A 13,266-nucleotide genomic window follows, 5' to 3' on the forward strand; every position below is an offset into this window, starting at 1 on the left:
ATCGCGTCCGCGATGACCGTGGCCTGACCGTCGACGCCAGGGGCGGTGTAGCCCGCGCAGGCGCTGCCATCGTTGTTGACCGCCGAGCCGAGGACAGTCACCGGGTCGGCACCGTCCCGCAGTGGGATCGTCCAGTCCCGGACCCGGTGCTCCCGGTCCGGCGCGGCGCGTACCGCCGCCGGTGCTGCCGACTCCTGCCACAGGGCCCGGCTGTCGTGCCAGCGCACGGTGCTGCCGTCGGCGATGCGCCGCCAGGTCGGTGGGGCGGCCGGGTCGGCCTCGGCCGGGAGCGCGGTGTCCCCGGCGATTGTCTGGTTCAGGTAGGTGGCGGGGGAGCGGCTGTTCTCGAAGACTCCGTCCGGGGCGACCCGCAGGTACGGCTCACCGGAGTAGCCGATGACCTCGACGGCTCTGCCGGTGTTGTTCGTCAACTCCAGTCGGGCACCGGCCTCGACGACGCGTACCTCCAGTCCGGGCCGCTGCGGGGTGACCCCGGTGGTCCGGGTCCGGTAGTTGGTGCCGTCGGGGGCGTCCGCGCCGTGCGCGGCGGCGGGCGCCGCGCTGATCAGCGTCACCAGGCCGGCGGCGGCGGCGACCAGGCCGGCGCGGGCCAGCAGGGTACGGATCACTTGCCGGCCGCCGCCACGGCCGCGGTGAGCGCGTCCGGAGTGGGGTTTTCCAGGGGCTGACCGTTGACCCTTACCGTCGGCGTGCCGGTGACCTTGCTCTGGCTGGCGTCCTCGGTGACGTGTTCGGTCCACGTCTTGTACGTCTGCGCCTGCACACAGCCGCCGAACGAGCCCCGGTCCAGGCCCACGCCGGCACCGATGTCGATCAACTCGTCGTTGGTGAGCCCGGCGCTGCCCTCCGGCGGCTGCCTGTCGAAGAGGGCTCTGGCGTACTCGCGGAACTTGCCGCCGGCCGCGGCGCAGCCGGAGGCGGCCGAGGACCGGGTGGAGTATCCGGTGGTGGAGAAGCGGTTGAGGAACGCCACCGGGTGGTAGACCACCTTCGCCTTGTGCTCGGCCACCAACTGCTCAAGTGTCGACCCACTGGTCTGCTCGAACTGCTTGCAGACCGGGCAGAGGAAATCCTCGTAGACGTCGACGGTGACCGGCCCGTCGCCGCTGACGATGCCGGTGCCTGGCGCGTTCGCGCCGGGCGGGGTGGTGAAGTCGTCGGAGCGCTGGTTGGACCAGACGACCCAGCCGACGACACCGGCGATGACCAGGACGACGACCGCCGCGGCGGAGACCCAGACCGTGCGCCGACGTCGCCGCTCGCGGGCGAGTTGCTCGCGGACGACCCGGGCGGCGTCCCGTTGCCCCTTGCGACTACTCATCTTCGTCCTCCACAGCGGGTTCGCCGGCCAACCACCCGTCCACCGATACCGGCGTATGCGGCCAGCTCACCAGAAATCCGGCAAGTACCAAGAATCCCAGGTCCCGGAGGATCTCCGGGAGGTAACTGGGTGCCTGCCCCTCGCCCAGTTGCCCACCGCTGCCGAAGCAGCCACAGTCGATGGCCAGCCCACGGGTCCACGCCGAGGCGATCCCCACGATGAAGACCACAAGCAGCGCGACCGACACCCCGGCGACGAGCCGGGTGGCCAGCCCGAGCAGTAACAGCACGCCCAACGCCAGCTCGACGAAGGGCAGCGCCGCGCCGACCACCGTCGCCACGTCGTAGGGCAGCACCTGGTACGCGTTGACGGCGCGCCCGGAGGCGGCGAGGTCACCGACCTTCGACGCGCCGGCGACGAGCCAGACGGCGGCGAGGCCGAGCCGTGCCACAGTGCCGAGCCAGGGCCGGACGACCGGCCAACGGCCGCCCCGGGGGGAAGGTGCAGTCACGCTCATTTGTCGTCCCGTCAGCGCCGGAAGTTCCCCGCTCAGCCGGTCAGGGCGTCGCCGACCGCCTCGACCAGCTCGTCGCGGGCCCGGGCGACCCGGGAACGGATGGTGCCCACCGGCACGCCTTCGACGGCGGCCGCCTCGGCGTACGAGAGGCCGAGCATCTGGGTGAGCACGAACGCGGCCCGTCGCTCGGCGCTGAGCCGGCGGACCAGATCCGCCGCACCGAACTGGCCGGCCGGGTCCGGGTGCGGGTGGTCGGTGTACGCGTTCGCGGCCAGCCGCTCGTCGAGCCGGCGGCGGCGGATCACCGTCCGCAGGTGGTCGGCGCAGGCCCGTCGGGCGATGCCGAGCAGCCAGGTGCGGGCGCTGGACCGGCCCTCGAACGCGGGCAGGGCCCGAAACGCCCGCAGGTAGGTCTCCTGGGTCAGGTCGTCGGCGCTGTCCGGGTCGACCAGCGCGGCGGCGAAGCGCCAGACCTCGAGCTGGGTCAGCCGGACGAACGCCGCCTGCGCTTGCGGATCACCGTCGCGCGCACGGAACGCCCACGCGGTTGCCGGGTCCCGCGCGACGTCACCGGCCGGCGCTGCCGGACCGGCGGCACCGGTGTCACGCGGGACGGGGATCACGAAAAACCAGGTTACGCGGCACCCGGCGCAGCGCCAGGGTCCTTCGGCCCCTGGATGGTCTGCGCCACGTCGGGAACTTTTCCGCGACCCGAGCCGACTACCCCGTCATGACACGCGATCCCTCTGGTGCGGCGCGGGCGGCTGAGCCGAGTTGAGCCCTCTGCCCGACTCGGCTCGCCGAGAGCCACAGCGGTCGGCGACCATGGCTGGCATGACTGTCGCCCCCCGCCGCTGGCTCACCCGGCTGGCCGCCGCCGCCGGCCTGCTGGTCACCGTCGTCGCCCTGTTGATCGCGCCAGCCACCCCGGCCAGCGCCCACGCGGTGCTGGACAGCACCAGCCCGGCCACCTCCTCGATCGTGCCGAGCGCGCCGTCCGAGGTGGTCCTCAGGTTCAGTGAGTCGGTCCGCAAGGTGCCCGGCAAGATCCGGGTCATCGCCCCGGATGGCTCCCGCGCCGATCGGGGGGAGCCGTCCTTCGACGGCGGCGCGGTGCGCATTCCGGTGGACCCGGCCGGCGGGCGCGGCACCTACCTGGTCAGCTTCCGGGTGATTTCCGCCGACAGTCACCCGGTGTCCGGGGCGTTCACCTACTCGGTCGGCGCGCCGTCGACGCCACCTGTCGACTCCGGCACCGACAGCCGCGCCAACCCGGTGGTGGGTACGGCGGTGAAGGTGGCTCGCTTCCTCGGCTACGCCGGGCTGGTGCTGCTCGTCGGGCCGGCGCTGGTGCTCGCCGCGCTGTGGCCGCGACGGCTCTCCCGGCGGGGGCCGGCCCGGCTGGCCTGGACCGGTCTCGGCCTGGTGACCGTCGCCACCCTCGCCGACCTGTGGTTGCAGGTGCCCTACACGGCCGGCGGTGGTCTCTTCGACGTGACCGGTGAGGGGTTCGGAAGTGTGTTCGGCAGCGCGTTCGGTGCCGCCCACCTGGTCCGACTCGGCCTGCTGGCGGCGTCCGTCTTCCTGCTCCGGCCGCTGCTGACCCGGCCGGCCGGCCGCACCGACTCGATCATCCTGGCCGTGCTCGGCGGCGCTGCCCTGCTGACCTGGCCGTTGGCCGGCCACCCGGCGGCCTCCCCGGCGCCGGCGGTCTCGGTGGTGGTCGACGCTGTCCACCTGGGCAGCATGGCGGTCTGGCTGGGTGGTCTGCTGATGCTCGCCGGATTCCTGCTGCGCCAGGCCGACGAGCGGGAGTTGGGCGCGATCCTGCCCATCTGGTCGCGCTGGGCGGCGCTCGCCGTCTCGGCCCTCCTGCTGGCCGGCACCGTCCAGGCGCTGATCGAGGTGGCCACTCCGCAGGCGCTCGTCGACACCACGTACGGGCGGCTGCTACTGGCCAAGATCGGGCTGTTCGCGGTGGTGATCGCCGTGGCCGCGTACTCCCGGCAGTTGGTGCGTCGTCGGGTCGCGGCGCAGCGCCCGGCCCCGATCCGCCGGGCGGTCTGGGTGGAGTTGGCCGTCACAGTGGTGGTGCTGGGCCTGTCCGCAACGCTCGTGCAGACGACGCCGGCCCGCACCGCGGTGGCCGGCCCGGCCAGCGCCGAGGCGGGCGACTTCAGGACCCGGCTGACCAGTCCGCTCTACTCCATGGAGGTCGAGTTGAGCCCGGCCCAGCGGGGCAACAACTCGGTGCACCTGTACGCGTACGGCAAGGACGACCAGCCGCTGCCGGTGGTGGAGTGGCGGGCGACCGCCGCGCTGCCCTCGGCCGGGATCGAGCCGATCGAGATTCCGTTGCTGGGGTTGACCGACAACCACGCCTACGGCGACATCAGCCTGCCGGCCGCCGGCGACTGGCAAATCAAGATCACCGCCCGAACGACCGACATCGACCAGGCCACGGTGACCGCCACCGTGCCGATCCGTTAGAGAGGTTCGCGAAACCCATGACCCGATTCCGGCGCACCGCAACCGCCGCTGCCGCCCTGGCGTTCACCGCCGCCGCCACCGCTGTGCTCGGCTTCGCCGGACCGGCGTCCGCGCACGTCACGGTCAACCCGAAGGAGGCGGCCCAGGGCGGGTACGCCCGGGTGGCGTTCCGGGTGCCGAACGAGAGCGACACCGCCTCGACCACCAAGTTGGAGGTGACGCTGCCGGAGAACGCCCCGGTCGGCTCGGTGTCGACAATGCCGGTGCCCGGCTGGACTGTCGCGACGGAGAAGCGCAAGGTGGACCCGCCGATCGAGGTGCACGGCAGCCCGCTCACCGAGGCGGTTTCCAAGATCACTTGGACGGCCACCGGCGACGCGGCGGTGAAGCCCGGTCAGTTCCAGGAGTTCCCCGTTTCGATGGGGCCGCTGCCGCAGGTCGACTCGATGGTCTTCAAGGTCCTGCAGACCTACTCGGATGGCAACATCTCGCGCTGGATCGACCCGCCGGCGCCGGGTGCGGAGGAGCCGGAGAACCCCGCGCCGGTGCTCACCCTCACCGCCGCCGCGGCGTCGACAAGCTCAGGCGGGTCGAGCGCCGCCGCCGTCGTGTCGTCGCCGGACGACGACGATGACGACGAGGGCAACGGGCTCGCGGTCGGCCTCGGCGTGGCCGGTCTCGTCGCCGGACTGGCTGGACTGGTGCTGGGCGGGCTGGCGTTCACCCGGACCCGTCGGGAGCCGGTCGCCAAGTCCTGACCCTGTCGCGCCCGCTGGCCCGCCGGAACCATCCGGCGGGCCAGCGCGCTTTCACGTGGTCGGACCTGACGGTGCCGTGGATATCCCCTGATCACCGCCCCTGCGTCGGTAAGGTCGGCCGGGTATCTGGCTACGGAGGGAGACGGTGCGAATGCGTGTCGTGCGGGCGATCGTCGGTGTGCTGCTGTTGGCGGTGGGGATTCCGGCGCTGTTCGTTGGTGGCGGGTTGTGGTTGGTGACCCGACACGCCGACCCCGACGGGGCCTTCGCCGCCCGCTTCGAGACGCTCCGCACACCCGGCCACGCGGTGGTGGTCACCGACCTCGACCAGCTGCTGCGCCAGGGGGCGCCGTTCGCGCGTACCGGGCAGACCCGGCTGCGGCTGGAGGCCCGCAGCACCGACGGGCCGGCTTTCGTGGGGCTCGCGCCCACCGCCGAGGTGCGTGACTGGCTGGCGCCGGTGCCGCACGCCGTGCTCCGCCGGGTGGCGCTGGCCCAGGGCCCGCTGCCGGTTCGGCTGGACCCGGCCGGTCCCGCTGCCGGCGCTCCGGTCGATCCGGCCGCCGTCGTGCCGGTCGGCCCATCGGACCGGCCGTCCTGGGTACGCGAGGGCGTCGGCTCGCTTGAGTGGAGCGCGGACGACCTGGCCGGTGAGCCGATGAGTCTGGTGCTGATGCGCCCCGACGGTGCCGCCGACCTGGCGCTGGACCTGCGCGCCGAGGTGCACGCGGGGTGGACCGGCCCGGCCACCTGGAGCCTGCTGTCCGGTGGCGTTCTGCTCGTGGCGTGCGCCCTGCTGCTCCTGCTGCGACCGTTGCGGCCCCGCGAGGTGATCTTCGTGGTGGAGCCGGACCAGGTGCCGGTGCTCGCCGGCCGGCTCGGGGTCACCTCGCTCAGTGGCCTGGGCACCCGGGAGCCCGCGCCGGCCGCGCCCTATCCGGCCGTGCGGCAGCTCAGCATGGTCGGCTCGGGGGCGGGGGAGCGGTCTCGGTCGATCGGTGCCGCACCGGCCCGGTCCGCTGCCCGCACGGACCTGGAGCAGTCGGCCCGGGTGCCCCGGCCCGAGGCGACAGTGAGCCTCGCGTGGCCGCCGGCGGGCGCGAAGGCCACCGTCCGGCCGGTGCGGGTCGACGAAACAGCGGGTGGCCCTCCACGCTGCCGACGCGGAGGGCCACCCTCACCGGGGGATCGGTGCTACCCGAGCGACGCTTGAGGTAGTTGGGCCAGATTAGCGCCACTGGTGGTTACTAGGTAGATCCGTCCATTTGGTGCGATTTTTCCGCAGGTTGCGGTTGGTCGTCGGCGAGGCGCCGGCGAGCGGAGCGCACCGGCAGGGCCACCAACAGCAGCAGGCTGATCAGCACGTAGGCGTTCTGCACAACGAAGTCCACCGGGTTGTGCGTGCGGATCGGTCCCGCCCCCCATTTCTGGAACGTCACCACGCCGTAGACCGTCACGGCGGTGATGCCCAGCGCGAGCCCGGCCAGCCACCATCGCCGACGTGCCTGGTCCGGACGGTCGGCGCGCAACGCCGCGTCGGCGAGCAGCACCACCGCCGGCACGAACCAGTAGATGTGATGGGTCCAGGTGATCGGGCTCGCCAGGGCACCGACCAACCCGGTCAACGTCAGCCCCGTCAACGGGTCACCGGCCCGCGCCGCACGGGCGGCCCGCCACAGCCCGTAGGCGGCCACCACGGCCACCAACAGCAGCCAGAGCAGTCGGTCCGGCTTCGCCGGCTCGGTGAACCGGCTGAGCAGGCCGAACAGCGACTGGTTGCTAACGATGTCGGTGCGGCCGACCCGCTCGGTGGTCCACAACTCGTGCGTCCAGAACCGCCACGAGTCGGCCGGGGCGACCGCCGCCGCGAGCAGTGTCGCCGCCGCCGCGGTCGCGCTCGCCACCGCCGCGGCCCGCCACCGCCTGGTGGCCAGCAGGTACACGATGAAGATTCCGGGAAAGAGCTTGAGCGCCGTCGCCAGCCCCACGCCGACGCCGGCCCAGCGCCGCGCCTGCGGTACGGCGAACAGCAGGTCGGCCAGGATCAGCACGACAAGCAGCATGTTGATCTGCCCGAAGGTGAGCGTTTCGCGGGTGCTCTCCATGGCCAGCACCAGCAGCACGGCGGCGGTGAGCGTGAACGCCCGGGGCAGGTCGTGCCGGGCGATGACCGGCGACACCAGCCAGCGGGTGGTCAGCACCACGGCCGCCGCGGTGAGCACCGTGAAGATCGCCACGGTGGCACCGAGCTTCAGCAGCCCGAACGGCCACAGCAGCAGCGCGCTGAACGGCGGGTAGGTGAAGTACAGCTCGCCCTGCACCCGGTCGGGTTGGACGTAGTCGTAGAGCGGGTGGCCGACGCGCCACCAGTCGACCGCCGACATGTAGATCTTGAGGTCGAGGAATTTGTGGTTCAGGCCCGGCAGGTAGAGCGCTGGCAGCACGGCGATGAGGGCCACCACCGTGACCAGGCGACGGACCGTACGGCCGCCGGGGTCGTCGTCGGTGACGGCGGGCGGTGCTACGGGATCGGCTGGCACCCCGAAACCCTAGCGGTCTGCTCCGCCGAGAGCGCGCAGCCGCGAGGCGTGGGCTGCGCGTAGGCTGTGCCGGTGGCTGATCTTCTTGTCTGGATCGACTGTGAGATGACCGGGCTGGACCTTGGCAGGGACAAACTGATCGAGGTTGCGGCACTTGTCACCGATCCTGATCTCAACGTGCTCGGTGATGGGGTCGACGTGGTGATCCACGCCGACGAGGTGGCACTGGCGGGGATGCCGGAGATCGTCCAGACGATGCACGCCAAGTCCGGCCTCACCGAGGAGGTCCGCCGTTCGGTGGTCACCCTCACCGAGGCGGAGGACCTGGTCCTGGACTACGTCCGCACCTTCGTCAAGGAGCCGCGGACGGCCCCGCTGTGCGGCAACTCGATCGCGACCGACCGGGGCTTCATCGCCCGCGACATGCCACGGCTCGACGCCCACCTGCACTACCGGATGATCGATGTCTCCTCGATCAAGGAACTGTGCCGGCGCTGGTACCCGCGCGTGTACTTCGGCCAGCCGCAGAAGGGCCTGGCGCACCGGGCGCTGGCCGACGTCCGGGAGAGCATCCGGGAGTTGGAGTACTACCGGCGTACGCTCTTCGTCCCGCTGCCCGGCCCGGACGTGGAGACCGCCAAGGCGATCGCCGCCGAACTCTGACCCCACGCGCGGGCGGCCCCGGATACCCGCTGGACGGGGCCGGCCGTGGTGCGGCTATTATTGGTCCGCACCCCGCCCGGGGCGATCGACCGGGCGACGGCGGCATGGTGGCTGTAGCTCAGTTGGCAGAGCACCGGGTTGTGGTCCCGGTTGTCGTGGGTTCAATTCCCATCAGTCACCCAGATGGTCGTACGACTGAGGCCCCCTCCCCGGAGGGGGCCTCAGTCGTGTTCGACGACCCTGATCCACACCGGTTACGCGAAAACCGGGGCATCCCCTCGCTGGGATGCCCCGGTTTCCTGTGACGCGAGTCGACCTTGGCTCAGGCGGTCGGCGTGGCGGACGGGGTGCCAGCGCCGTCCGGGGTCGGCGGGGTGGTGTCCGGGTCGGCGGGCGGCTCGTACGGCAGGGCGCTGCCCTTGACGTACTCGTCCCAGCTCATGTTCCAGTCGGTCCAGCCGTTGCCGTTCTGCAGCTTGCGCTCGGTGCCCTTGACCGTGATCGGGTCACCGATCTGGGTGTTCTTGAACAGCCAGTCGCCGTTGGCCATCGACACGTTCACGCAGCCGTGCGAGACGTTCACGCTGCCCTGCTGCCCCTCGGACCAGGGTGCCGCGTGGATGAACTCCCCGCCCCAGGTGAGACGCTGCGCGAAGTCGATGTTGGTGCGGTAGCCCTCCTCCGGGCCGAGCTCCTCCATCGTGTCGAAGACCGTCTTGCGCAGCTTCTCGATGACCACCATGGTGCCGCTCGACGACGGGGTGCTCTTCTTGCCCAGGCTGACCGGAATGGTCTTGATCACAGCGCCGTTGCGGGTCACCGTCATCCGCTTGGTCTTGTTGTCCACCGTCATGATCACCGACGGGCCGATCTTGACGTCCACCGCGAGGTCGGCGCGGCCGTACCAGCCCTCACCCATCGGCAGGCCGCCGGCCTGCACCCGGTACGAGACCTTGCTGTTGGTCTTCCAGAACTCCTTCGGCCGGTACCGGACCTCGGTGGGGCTGACCCAGTGCCAGATGCCCTCCTGGGCCGGGGTCGAGGTCACCGTCATCCGCCGCTGCACGTCGTCGCGGTAGTCCTCCGGGATGCCCCGGCTGAACTTCACGATCAGCGGCATGCCGACCCCGACCACCTGGTTGTCGCCGAGGAAGCTACTCACCCGGACCTGGTTGGCCGGCTTGGCCATTGTGGTGAAGGTGCTTGTCGTGGTGGCCGGACGGCCGTCGTCGCCGGTGGCGGTCACGGTCGCCGTGTAACTCGTGCCGTACGCCAACGCGCCGGCCGGCTGCCACGTCTTGCCATCCGGGGCGACCGCGCCCTCGACCGCCTTGCCGGCCGCGTCCTTGAGCTCGACGGCGGTCTGCACGGCATCCTTGGTGGTGAAGGTGATGCCGGTCGAGGCCGGCACGTCCTTGGCGTCGGCCGCCGGCTCGCTTATCGTCGCCGCGGCCTTCGGTGGCGGGCTCTCGTCGCCGCCGTGCCATGAGGACGGCTTGCCGTCGCCACCGTCGGTGCAGGCCGCGGTGAAGGCCAGCGCCACGGCGAGGAACCCCGCCGCGAACACACGGCGTCGCCAACGTTGCCTGATCAGCTGATCCTGGCTAGCTCGCATGATTCCCTCACAGTCGTGGTCGCTGCCCCATCGTCTCCTACTGACGCACCAGAGCCGGCCCGGGTTGCCGAGGGTGAACCGAAACACGCCGAGAATCCTGCCGGATTTTGCTACTATCCGGCGTTTCGTGAGCGTGATTCGTCTCCGTCCGGGGTGGTGGGGTCGCCGCGGCGTCGTCGCCTCGCCGGAGTGCAAGGGTACGCGCCGGCCCCGCCATCGGCAGGACCAGCGCGTAGGGGACCGACGAGGCTCAGAGCAGCGGGCCGGCGCCACCCTTTGGTACGGGGAGCGCGCTGCCCTTGACGAACGCCGACCAGCTCAGGCTCCACGCCGTCCAGCCGTTGCCGGCGACGATCTTGCGTTCGGTGCCCTTGATGGTGATCGGGTCACCGATCCGGGTCTTGTCGAACAGCCACTTGGCGTTTGCCATCGACACGTTCACGCAGCCGTGCGAGACGTTCTGCCGCCCCTGCACGTGCTCCGACCAGGGCGCGGCGTGGATGTACTCGCCACCCCAGGTGAGCCGCTGGGCGAACTGGATGTCGGTGACGTAGCGGTTGGCCGGGTCCGGGTCGTCGCGGGTGTCGAAGACGGTGGCTTCCTTCTTCTCCATCACGACCATCGTGCCGCTCGACGACGGCGTGCTCTTCTTGCCCAGGCTCACCGGGATGGTGCGCACCAGCGCGCCGCCCTCGTACACCATCATCTTCTTGTTGGCGTTGTCGACCTTCATCACGAACGACCGGCCGATCTTGGCGGTGGCCTTGCGGTCCAGGTCGCCGTACTTGCCGTTGCTCAGCGGCATCCCGGCCAGGGCGATCCGCACCGTGATGGTCGTGCCGGGCTTCCAGTACTCCGGCGCCCGGTAGTAGGCCTGGGTGCCGTTGTCCACCCAGTGCCAGGCCCCCGGCTGCGGCGGATCGGTGCGGACGAACATCCGCTTCTGCACCGCCGCCCGGTCCTTCTTCGGGATGCCCGGGTGGAACTCGGTGACCACCGGCATGGCCACCCCGTAGCTCTTGTCGTCGAAGAGGTACAGACCGGACCCGATCGTCGACTTCGGTTTGGCCATCGTGGTGAAGCTGCTGGTGCCCTGGCTGGTCGTGCCGTCGGCCGCGTTGGCCGTGACCGTGGCGGTGTAGCGGGTGCCCCACTTCAGCGGGGCGGACGGCACCCAGGCGGAGCCGTCGGTGCGTAGCTTGCCCTCCACGGTGCCGCCGCCGTCCGCGGTCAGGGTGACCGCGGCGACCTTCCCGCCGTCCGGGACCTTGGCGCTGATCTCCGTGCTCACCGGCCGGTTCTTCGTGCCGTCGGCCGGGCTCAGCATGAGCGTCGGTCCGGTTGGCGCGCTCGGCGTGGTCGGTGCCGAGGGCACGGACGAGTCCGGCGCGGCGCTCGTGTCGGCCGCCGCCGTCCCGCCGACGAATGCCGGCTTCTTCTGCTCGTCGCCACACCCGGTCAGTGCCAGCGACGCCACCAGAGTCAGCGTGCCCACCACCGCTCCGGCTCGCATGAACCGTGCCATGCCCACCTCTGTTCTCGCGTACCTGGCGGACATCGTGCCGCATCACCGCCGCAACTCAAGCCCCCGTCCCGGGAGCGCTGACCGGTTCGTGGAGTTTTGCCCGCAAAGCTCGACCGAAGGGGGGAGCCGGGTAACCGAATTGGAGCCCGGCTCGTGGGGGTGCTAATCTTCTCTCCGTTGCCGAACGAGCGCCGCTAGCTCAACTGGCAGAGCAGCGGACTCTTAATCCGCGGGTTCGGGGTTCGAGTCCCTGGCGGCGCACCAACGATCAAGACCCTGACCTGGCAGTCACCTGCCGGGCCGGGGTCTTCTTCATTTCTGGTGACGTCCCACCCTCGGTTGCCGTCGTGGGTCGTGGTCACTCGCCCGGAAAGCTCCGCCGATACGCCTGCGGGCTGGTGCCGGTGATCCGCCTGAAGTGCTCCCGGAAGGCGGTGGTGGAGCCGAAGCCGACACGCGTCGCCACCCGGTCGACGGGATGGGTGGTGGTCTCGAGAAGGTGTTGCGCCTGGTGGACGCGGACCCGGTGCAGCCACCGCAGCGGGGTGGTGCCGGTCTGGTCGCGGAAACGCCTGTTCAACGTCCGGGTACTCATGCCGGCGTGGCGGGCGATGTCGGCGAGGGTCAGCTCGCGCGGGGCGTTGTCCCGCATCCAGGCCAGCAGCGGTTCCAGTGTCGCCCCCTCCGGGGCCGGTGGTTCGTGCGTGATGAACTGCGCCTGTCCGCCCGCGCGTTCCAACGGCATGACTGACAACCTCGCCGCGTCGGCGGCGACGGCGGCACCGTGGTCGCGGCGGACCAGGTGCAGGCACAGGTCGAGCCCGGCCGCCGCGCCGGCGGAGGTCAGAAACTGGCCGTTGTCCACGTAGAGCACGTTGGGGTCGACCTGGATCCGCGGATGCTGGGCGGCGAGCCGGTCGGTGGCCAGCCAGTGCGTGGTGGCGCGGTGCCCGTCGAGCAGGCCGGTGGCCGCCAGGGTGAACGCGCCACCGCAGATCGAGGCGATCCGGGCGCCGTTCGCGGCGGCGGCACGCAGCGAGTCGAGCACCGGGGCGGGTGTCGCGGCGGCGGGGTCGGAGACCCCCGGCACGACGACGGTGTCGGCGTCGACGAGGACGTCCAGGCCCCACGGCACCGCCATGCTGAACGCGCCGGTGGTGACCGTCGGTGTGGCGGCGCAGACGAGGACGCGATAGCCGGCGCGCCCGTCGGGCAGGCGGGTGCGGTGGAAGACCTCCATCGGGGTGGCCAGGTCGAACGGGACGACGCTGTCGAGGGCGAGCACGGCCACTGTGTGCATGGCGGAATTCAACCAGTCAGGACTGGGCGCTGACCGCCGGGCGCGCGTCGTGCGCCCGCCGCACGACCCGGTCGTACAGGTCTCTGACCGACAGGCCACCGGCGAAGCACCACAGCGCGATGACCGGGTCGCAGAGCGCGCAGCCGAAGGACGAGTCGTGCAGCGACGGGATGATCGGGGTGCCGCGTCGGTGGTGCAGGACGTCCCAGACGGTGTGCAGGAGCCATCCGACGCCGATGAAGGTGTACGAGGTGAGCCCGGCGTAGCCCACCACCACCAGCAGTACGCAGAAGGCCAGCTCCCACAGCCCGAACCCGCCACCGCTGATGTAGGCGGCCCCGGCACCGGTCACGACGAGCGCGTTCAGGCGCCGCCGGTGCGGCTCCGGCACGAGGGAGTTGAGCCCGACGAAGACCAGCCCGATCACCACGGGCATGACATAGCGAAGCACGATCCAGCACCGTTCTCGTTCCCGTTGAAGCATGTCGGGAAGGAGCCTAGGAAGGCCCGCGGTGG

11 protein-coding genes, 2 tRNA genes and 2 pseudogenes are annotated in these 13,266 nt (G+C 71.2%); 6 read left to right on the top strand and 9 right to left on the bottom strand.

Going from position 1 to position 13,266, the window contains the following annotated elements:
• The 4 genes and pseudogenes from AB0B85_RS15575 to AB0B85_RS15590 all read right to left on the bottom strand — a co-directional run.
• Positions 1–629: pseudogene (locus AB0B85_RS15575) on the bottom strand (hypothetical protein); the annotation flags it as partial.
• On the bottom strand, positions 626–1,342 hold the full coding sequence (locus tag AB0B85_RS15580) for a thioredoxin domain-containing protein (protein ID WP_357407662.1): 717 nt from the start codon (positions 1,340–1,342) through the stop codon (positions 626–628). The pseudogene AB0B85_RS15575 and the gene AB0B85_RS15580, both read right to left, overlap by 4 nt.
• Entirely contained in the window at positions 1,335–1,859 is a 525-nt protein-coding gene (locus AB0B85_RS15585) for a MauE/DoxX family redox-associated membrane protein (RefSeq protein ID WP_357407664.1), read from the bottom strand. Before AB0B85_RS15585 ends, AB0B85_RS15580 begins: the two co-directional genes overlap by 8 nt.
• Before the next feature lie 32 nt (positions 1,860–1,891).
• On the bottom strand, positions 1,892–2,482 hold the full coding sequence (locus AB0B85_RS15590; RefSeq protein WP_357407666.1) for a sigma-70 family RNA polymerase sigma factor: 591 nt from the start codon (positions 2,480–2,482) through the stop codon (positions 1,892–1,894).
• Between the two features lie 202 nt (positions 2,483–2,684).
• Between AB0B85_RS15590 and AB0B85_RS15595 the strand changes: the two genes are divergently transcribed.
• The 3 genes and pseudogenes from AB0B85_RS15595 to AB0B85_RS15605 all read left to right on the top strand — a co-directional run.
• Positions 2,685–4,349 (top strand): copper resistance protein CopC, encoded by a 1,665-nt coding sequence (locus AB0B85_RS15595; protein WP_357407668.1) that lies wholly within the window; start codon positions 2,685–2,687, stop codon positions 4,347–4,349.
• 17 nt (positions 4,350–4,366) lie between these two features.
• A complete protein-coding gene (locus AB0B85_RS15600) occupies positions 4,367–5,107 on the top strand; it encodes a YcnI family protein (RefSeq protein ID WP_357407670.1) in 741 nt (246 codons plus the stop codon).
• A gap of 691 nt (positions 5,108–5,798) precedes the next feature.
• Positions 5,799–6,014: pseudogene (locus tag AB0B85_RS15605) on the top strand (hypothetical protein); the annotation flags it as partial.
• Positions 6,015–6,354: 340 nt separating this feature from the next.
• On the opposite strand, the gene AB0B85_RS15610 reads toward AB0B85_RS15605, so the two are convergent.
• Positions 6,355–7,647: a glycosyltransferase 87 family protein gene (locus AB0B85_RS15610; protein ID WP_357407672.1), complete on the bottom strand. Its 1,293-nt coding sequence runs from the start codon at positions 7,645–7,647 to the stop codon at positions 6,355–6,357.
• 66 nt (positions 7,648–7,713) lie between these two features.
• Between AB0B85_RS15610 and orn the strand changes: the two genes are divergently transcribed.
• Both orn and AB0B85_RS15620 read left to right on the top strand, forming a co-directional pair.
• The gene (orn, locus tag AB0B85_RS15615; RefSeq protein ID WP_357407674.1) at positions 7,714–8,310 is read left to right on the top strand and encodes an oligoribonuclease; all 597 of its coding nucleotides are present in this window, start codon (positions 7,714–7,716) and stop codon (positions 8,308–8,310) included.
• A 107-nt stretch (positions 8,311–8,417) separates the two neighbouring features.
• Positions 8,418–8,490 (top strand) — tRNA-His (locus tag AB0B85_RS15620).
• A 142-nt stretch (positions 8,491–8,632) separates the two neighbouring features.
• On the opposite strand, the gene AB0B85_RS15625 is transcribed toward AB0B85_RS15620, so the two are convergent.
• Both AB0B85_RS15625 and AB0B85_RS15630 read right to left on the bottom strand, forming a co-directional pair.
• Positions 8,633–9,925, bottom strand: coding sequence for an Ig-like domain-containing protein (locus AB0B85_RS15625; protein ID WP_357407676.1), 1,293 nt, complete (start codon positions 9,923–9,925; stop codon positions 8,633–8,635).
• A 250-nt stretch (positions 9,926–10,175) separates the two neighbouring features.
• Positions 10,176–11,450, bottom strand: coding sequence for an Ig-like domain-containing protein (locus AB0B85_RS15630; protein ID WP_357407678.1), 1,275 nt, complete (start codon positions 11,448–11,450; stop codon positions 10,176–10,178).
• 188 nt (positions 11,451–11,638) lie between these two features.
• On the opposite strand from AB0B85_RS15630, the gene AB0B85_RS15635 reads away from it, so the two are divergent.
• A tRNA-Lys gene (locus AB0B85_RS15635) sits at positions 11,639–11,714 on the top strand.
• 94 nt (positions 11,715–11,808) lie between these two features.
• Here AB0B85_RS15635 and AB0B85_RS15640 read toward each other — a convergent pair.
• Complete coding sequence (locus tag AB0B85_RS15640; protein WP_357407680.1) at positions 11,809–12,750, bottom strand: helix-turn-helix domain-containing protein; 942 nt, start codon at positions 12,748–12,750, stop codon at positions 11,809–11,811.
• Positions 12,751–12,766: 16 nt separating this feature from the next.
• Positions 12,767–13,201: a DUF6010 family protein gene (locus AB0B85_RS15645; RefSeq protein WP_357407682.1), complete on the bottom strand. Its 435-nt coding sequence runs from the start codon at positions 13,199–13,201 to the stop codon at positions 12,767–12,769.
• Between the last annotated feature and the right edge of the window lie 65 nt (positions 13,202–13,266).

It is taken from the genome of Micromonospora sp. NPDC049044, assembly GCF_040649215.1.
Classification (GTDB): domain Bacteria; phylum Actinomycetota; class Actinomycetes; order Mycobacteriales; family Micromonosporaceae; genus Micromonospora.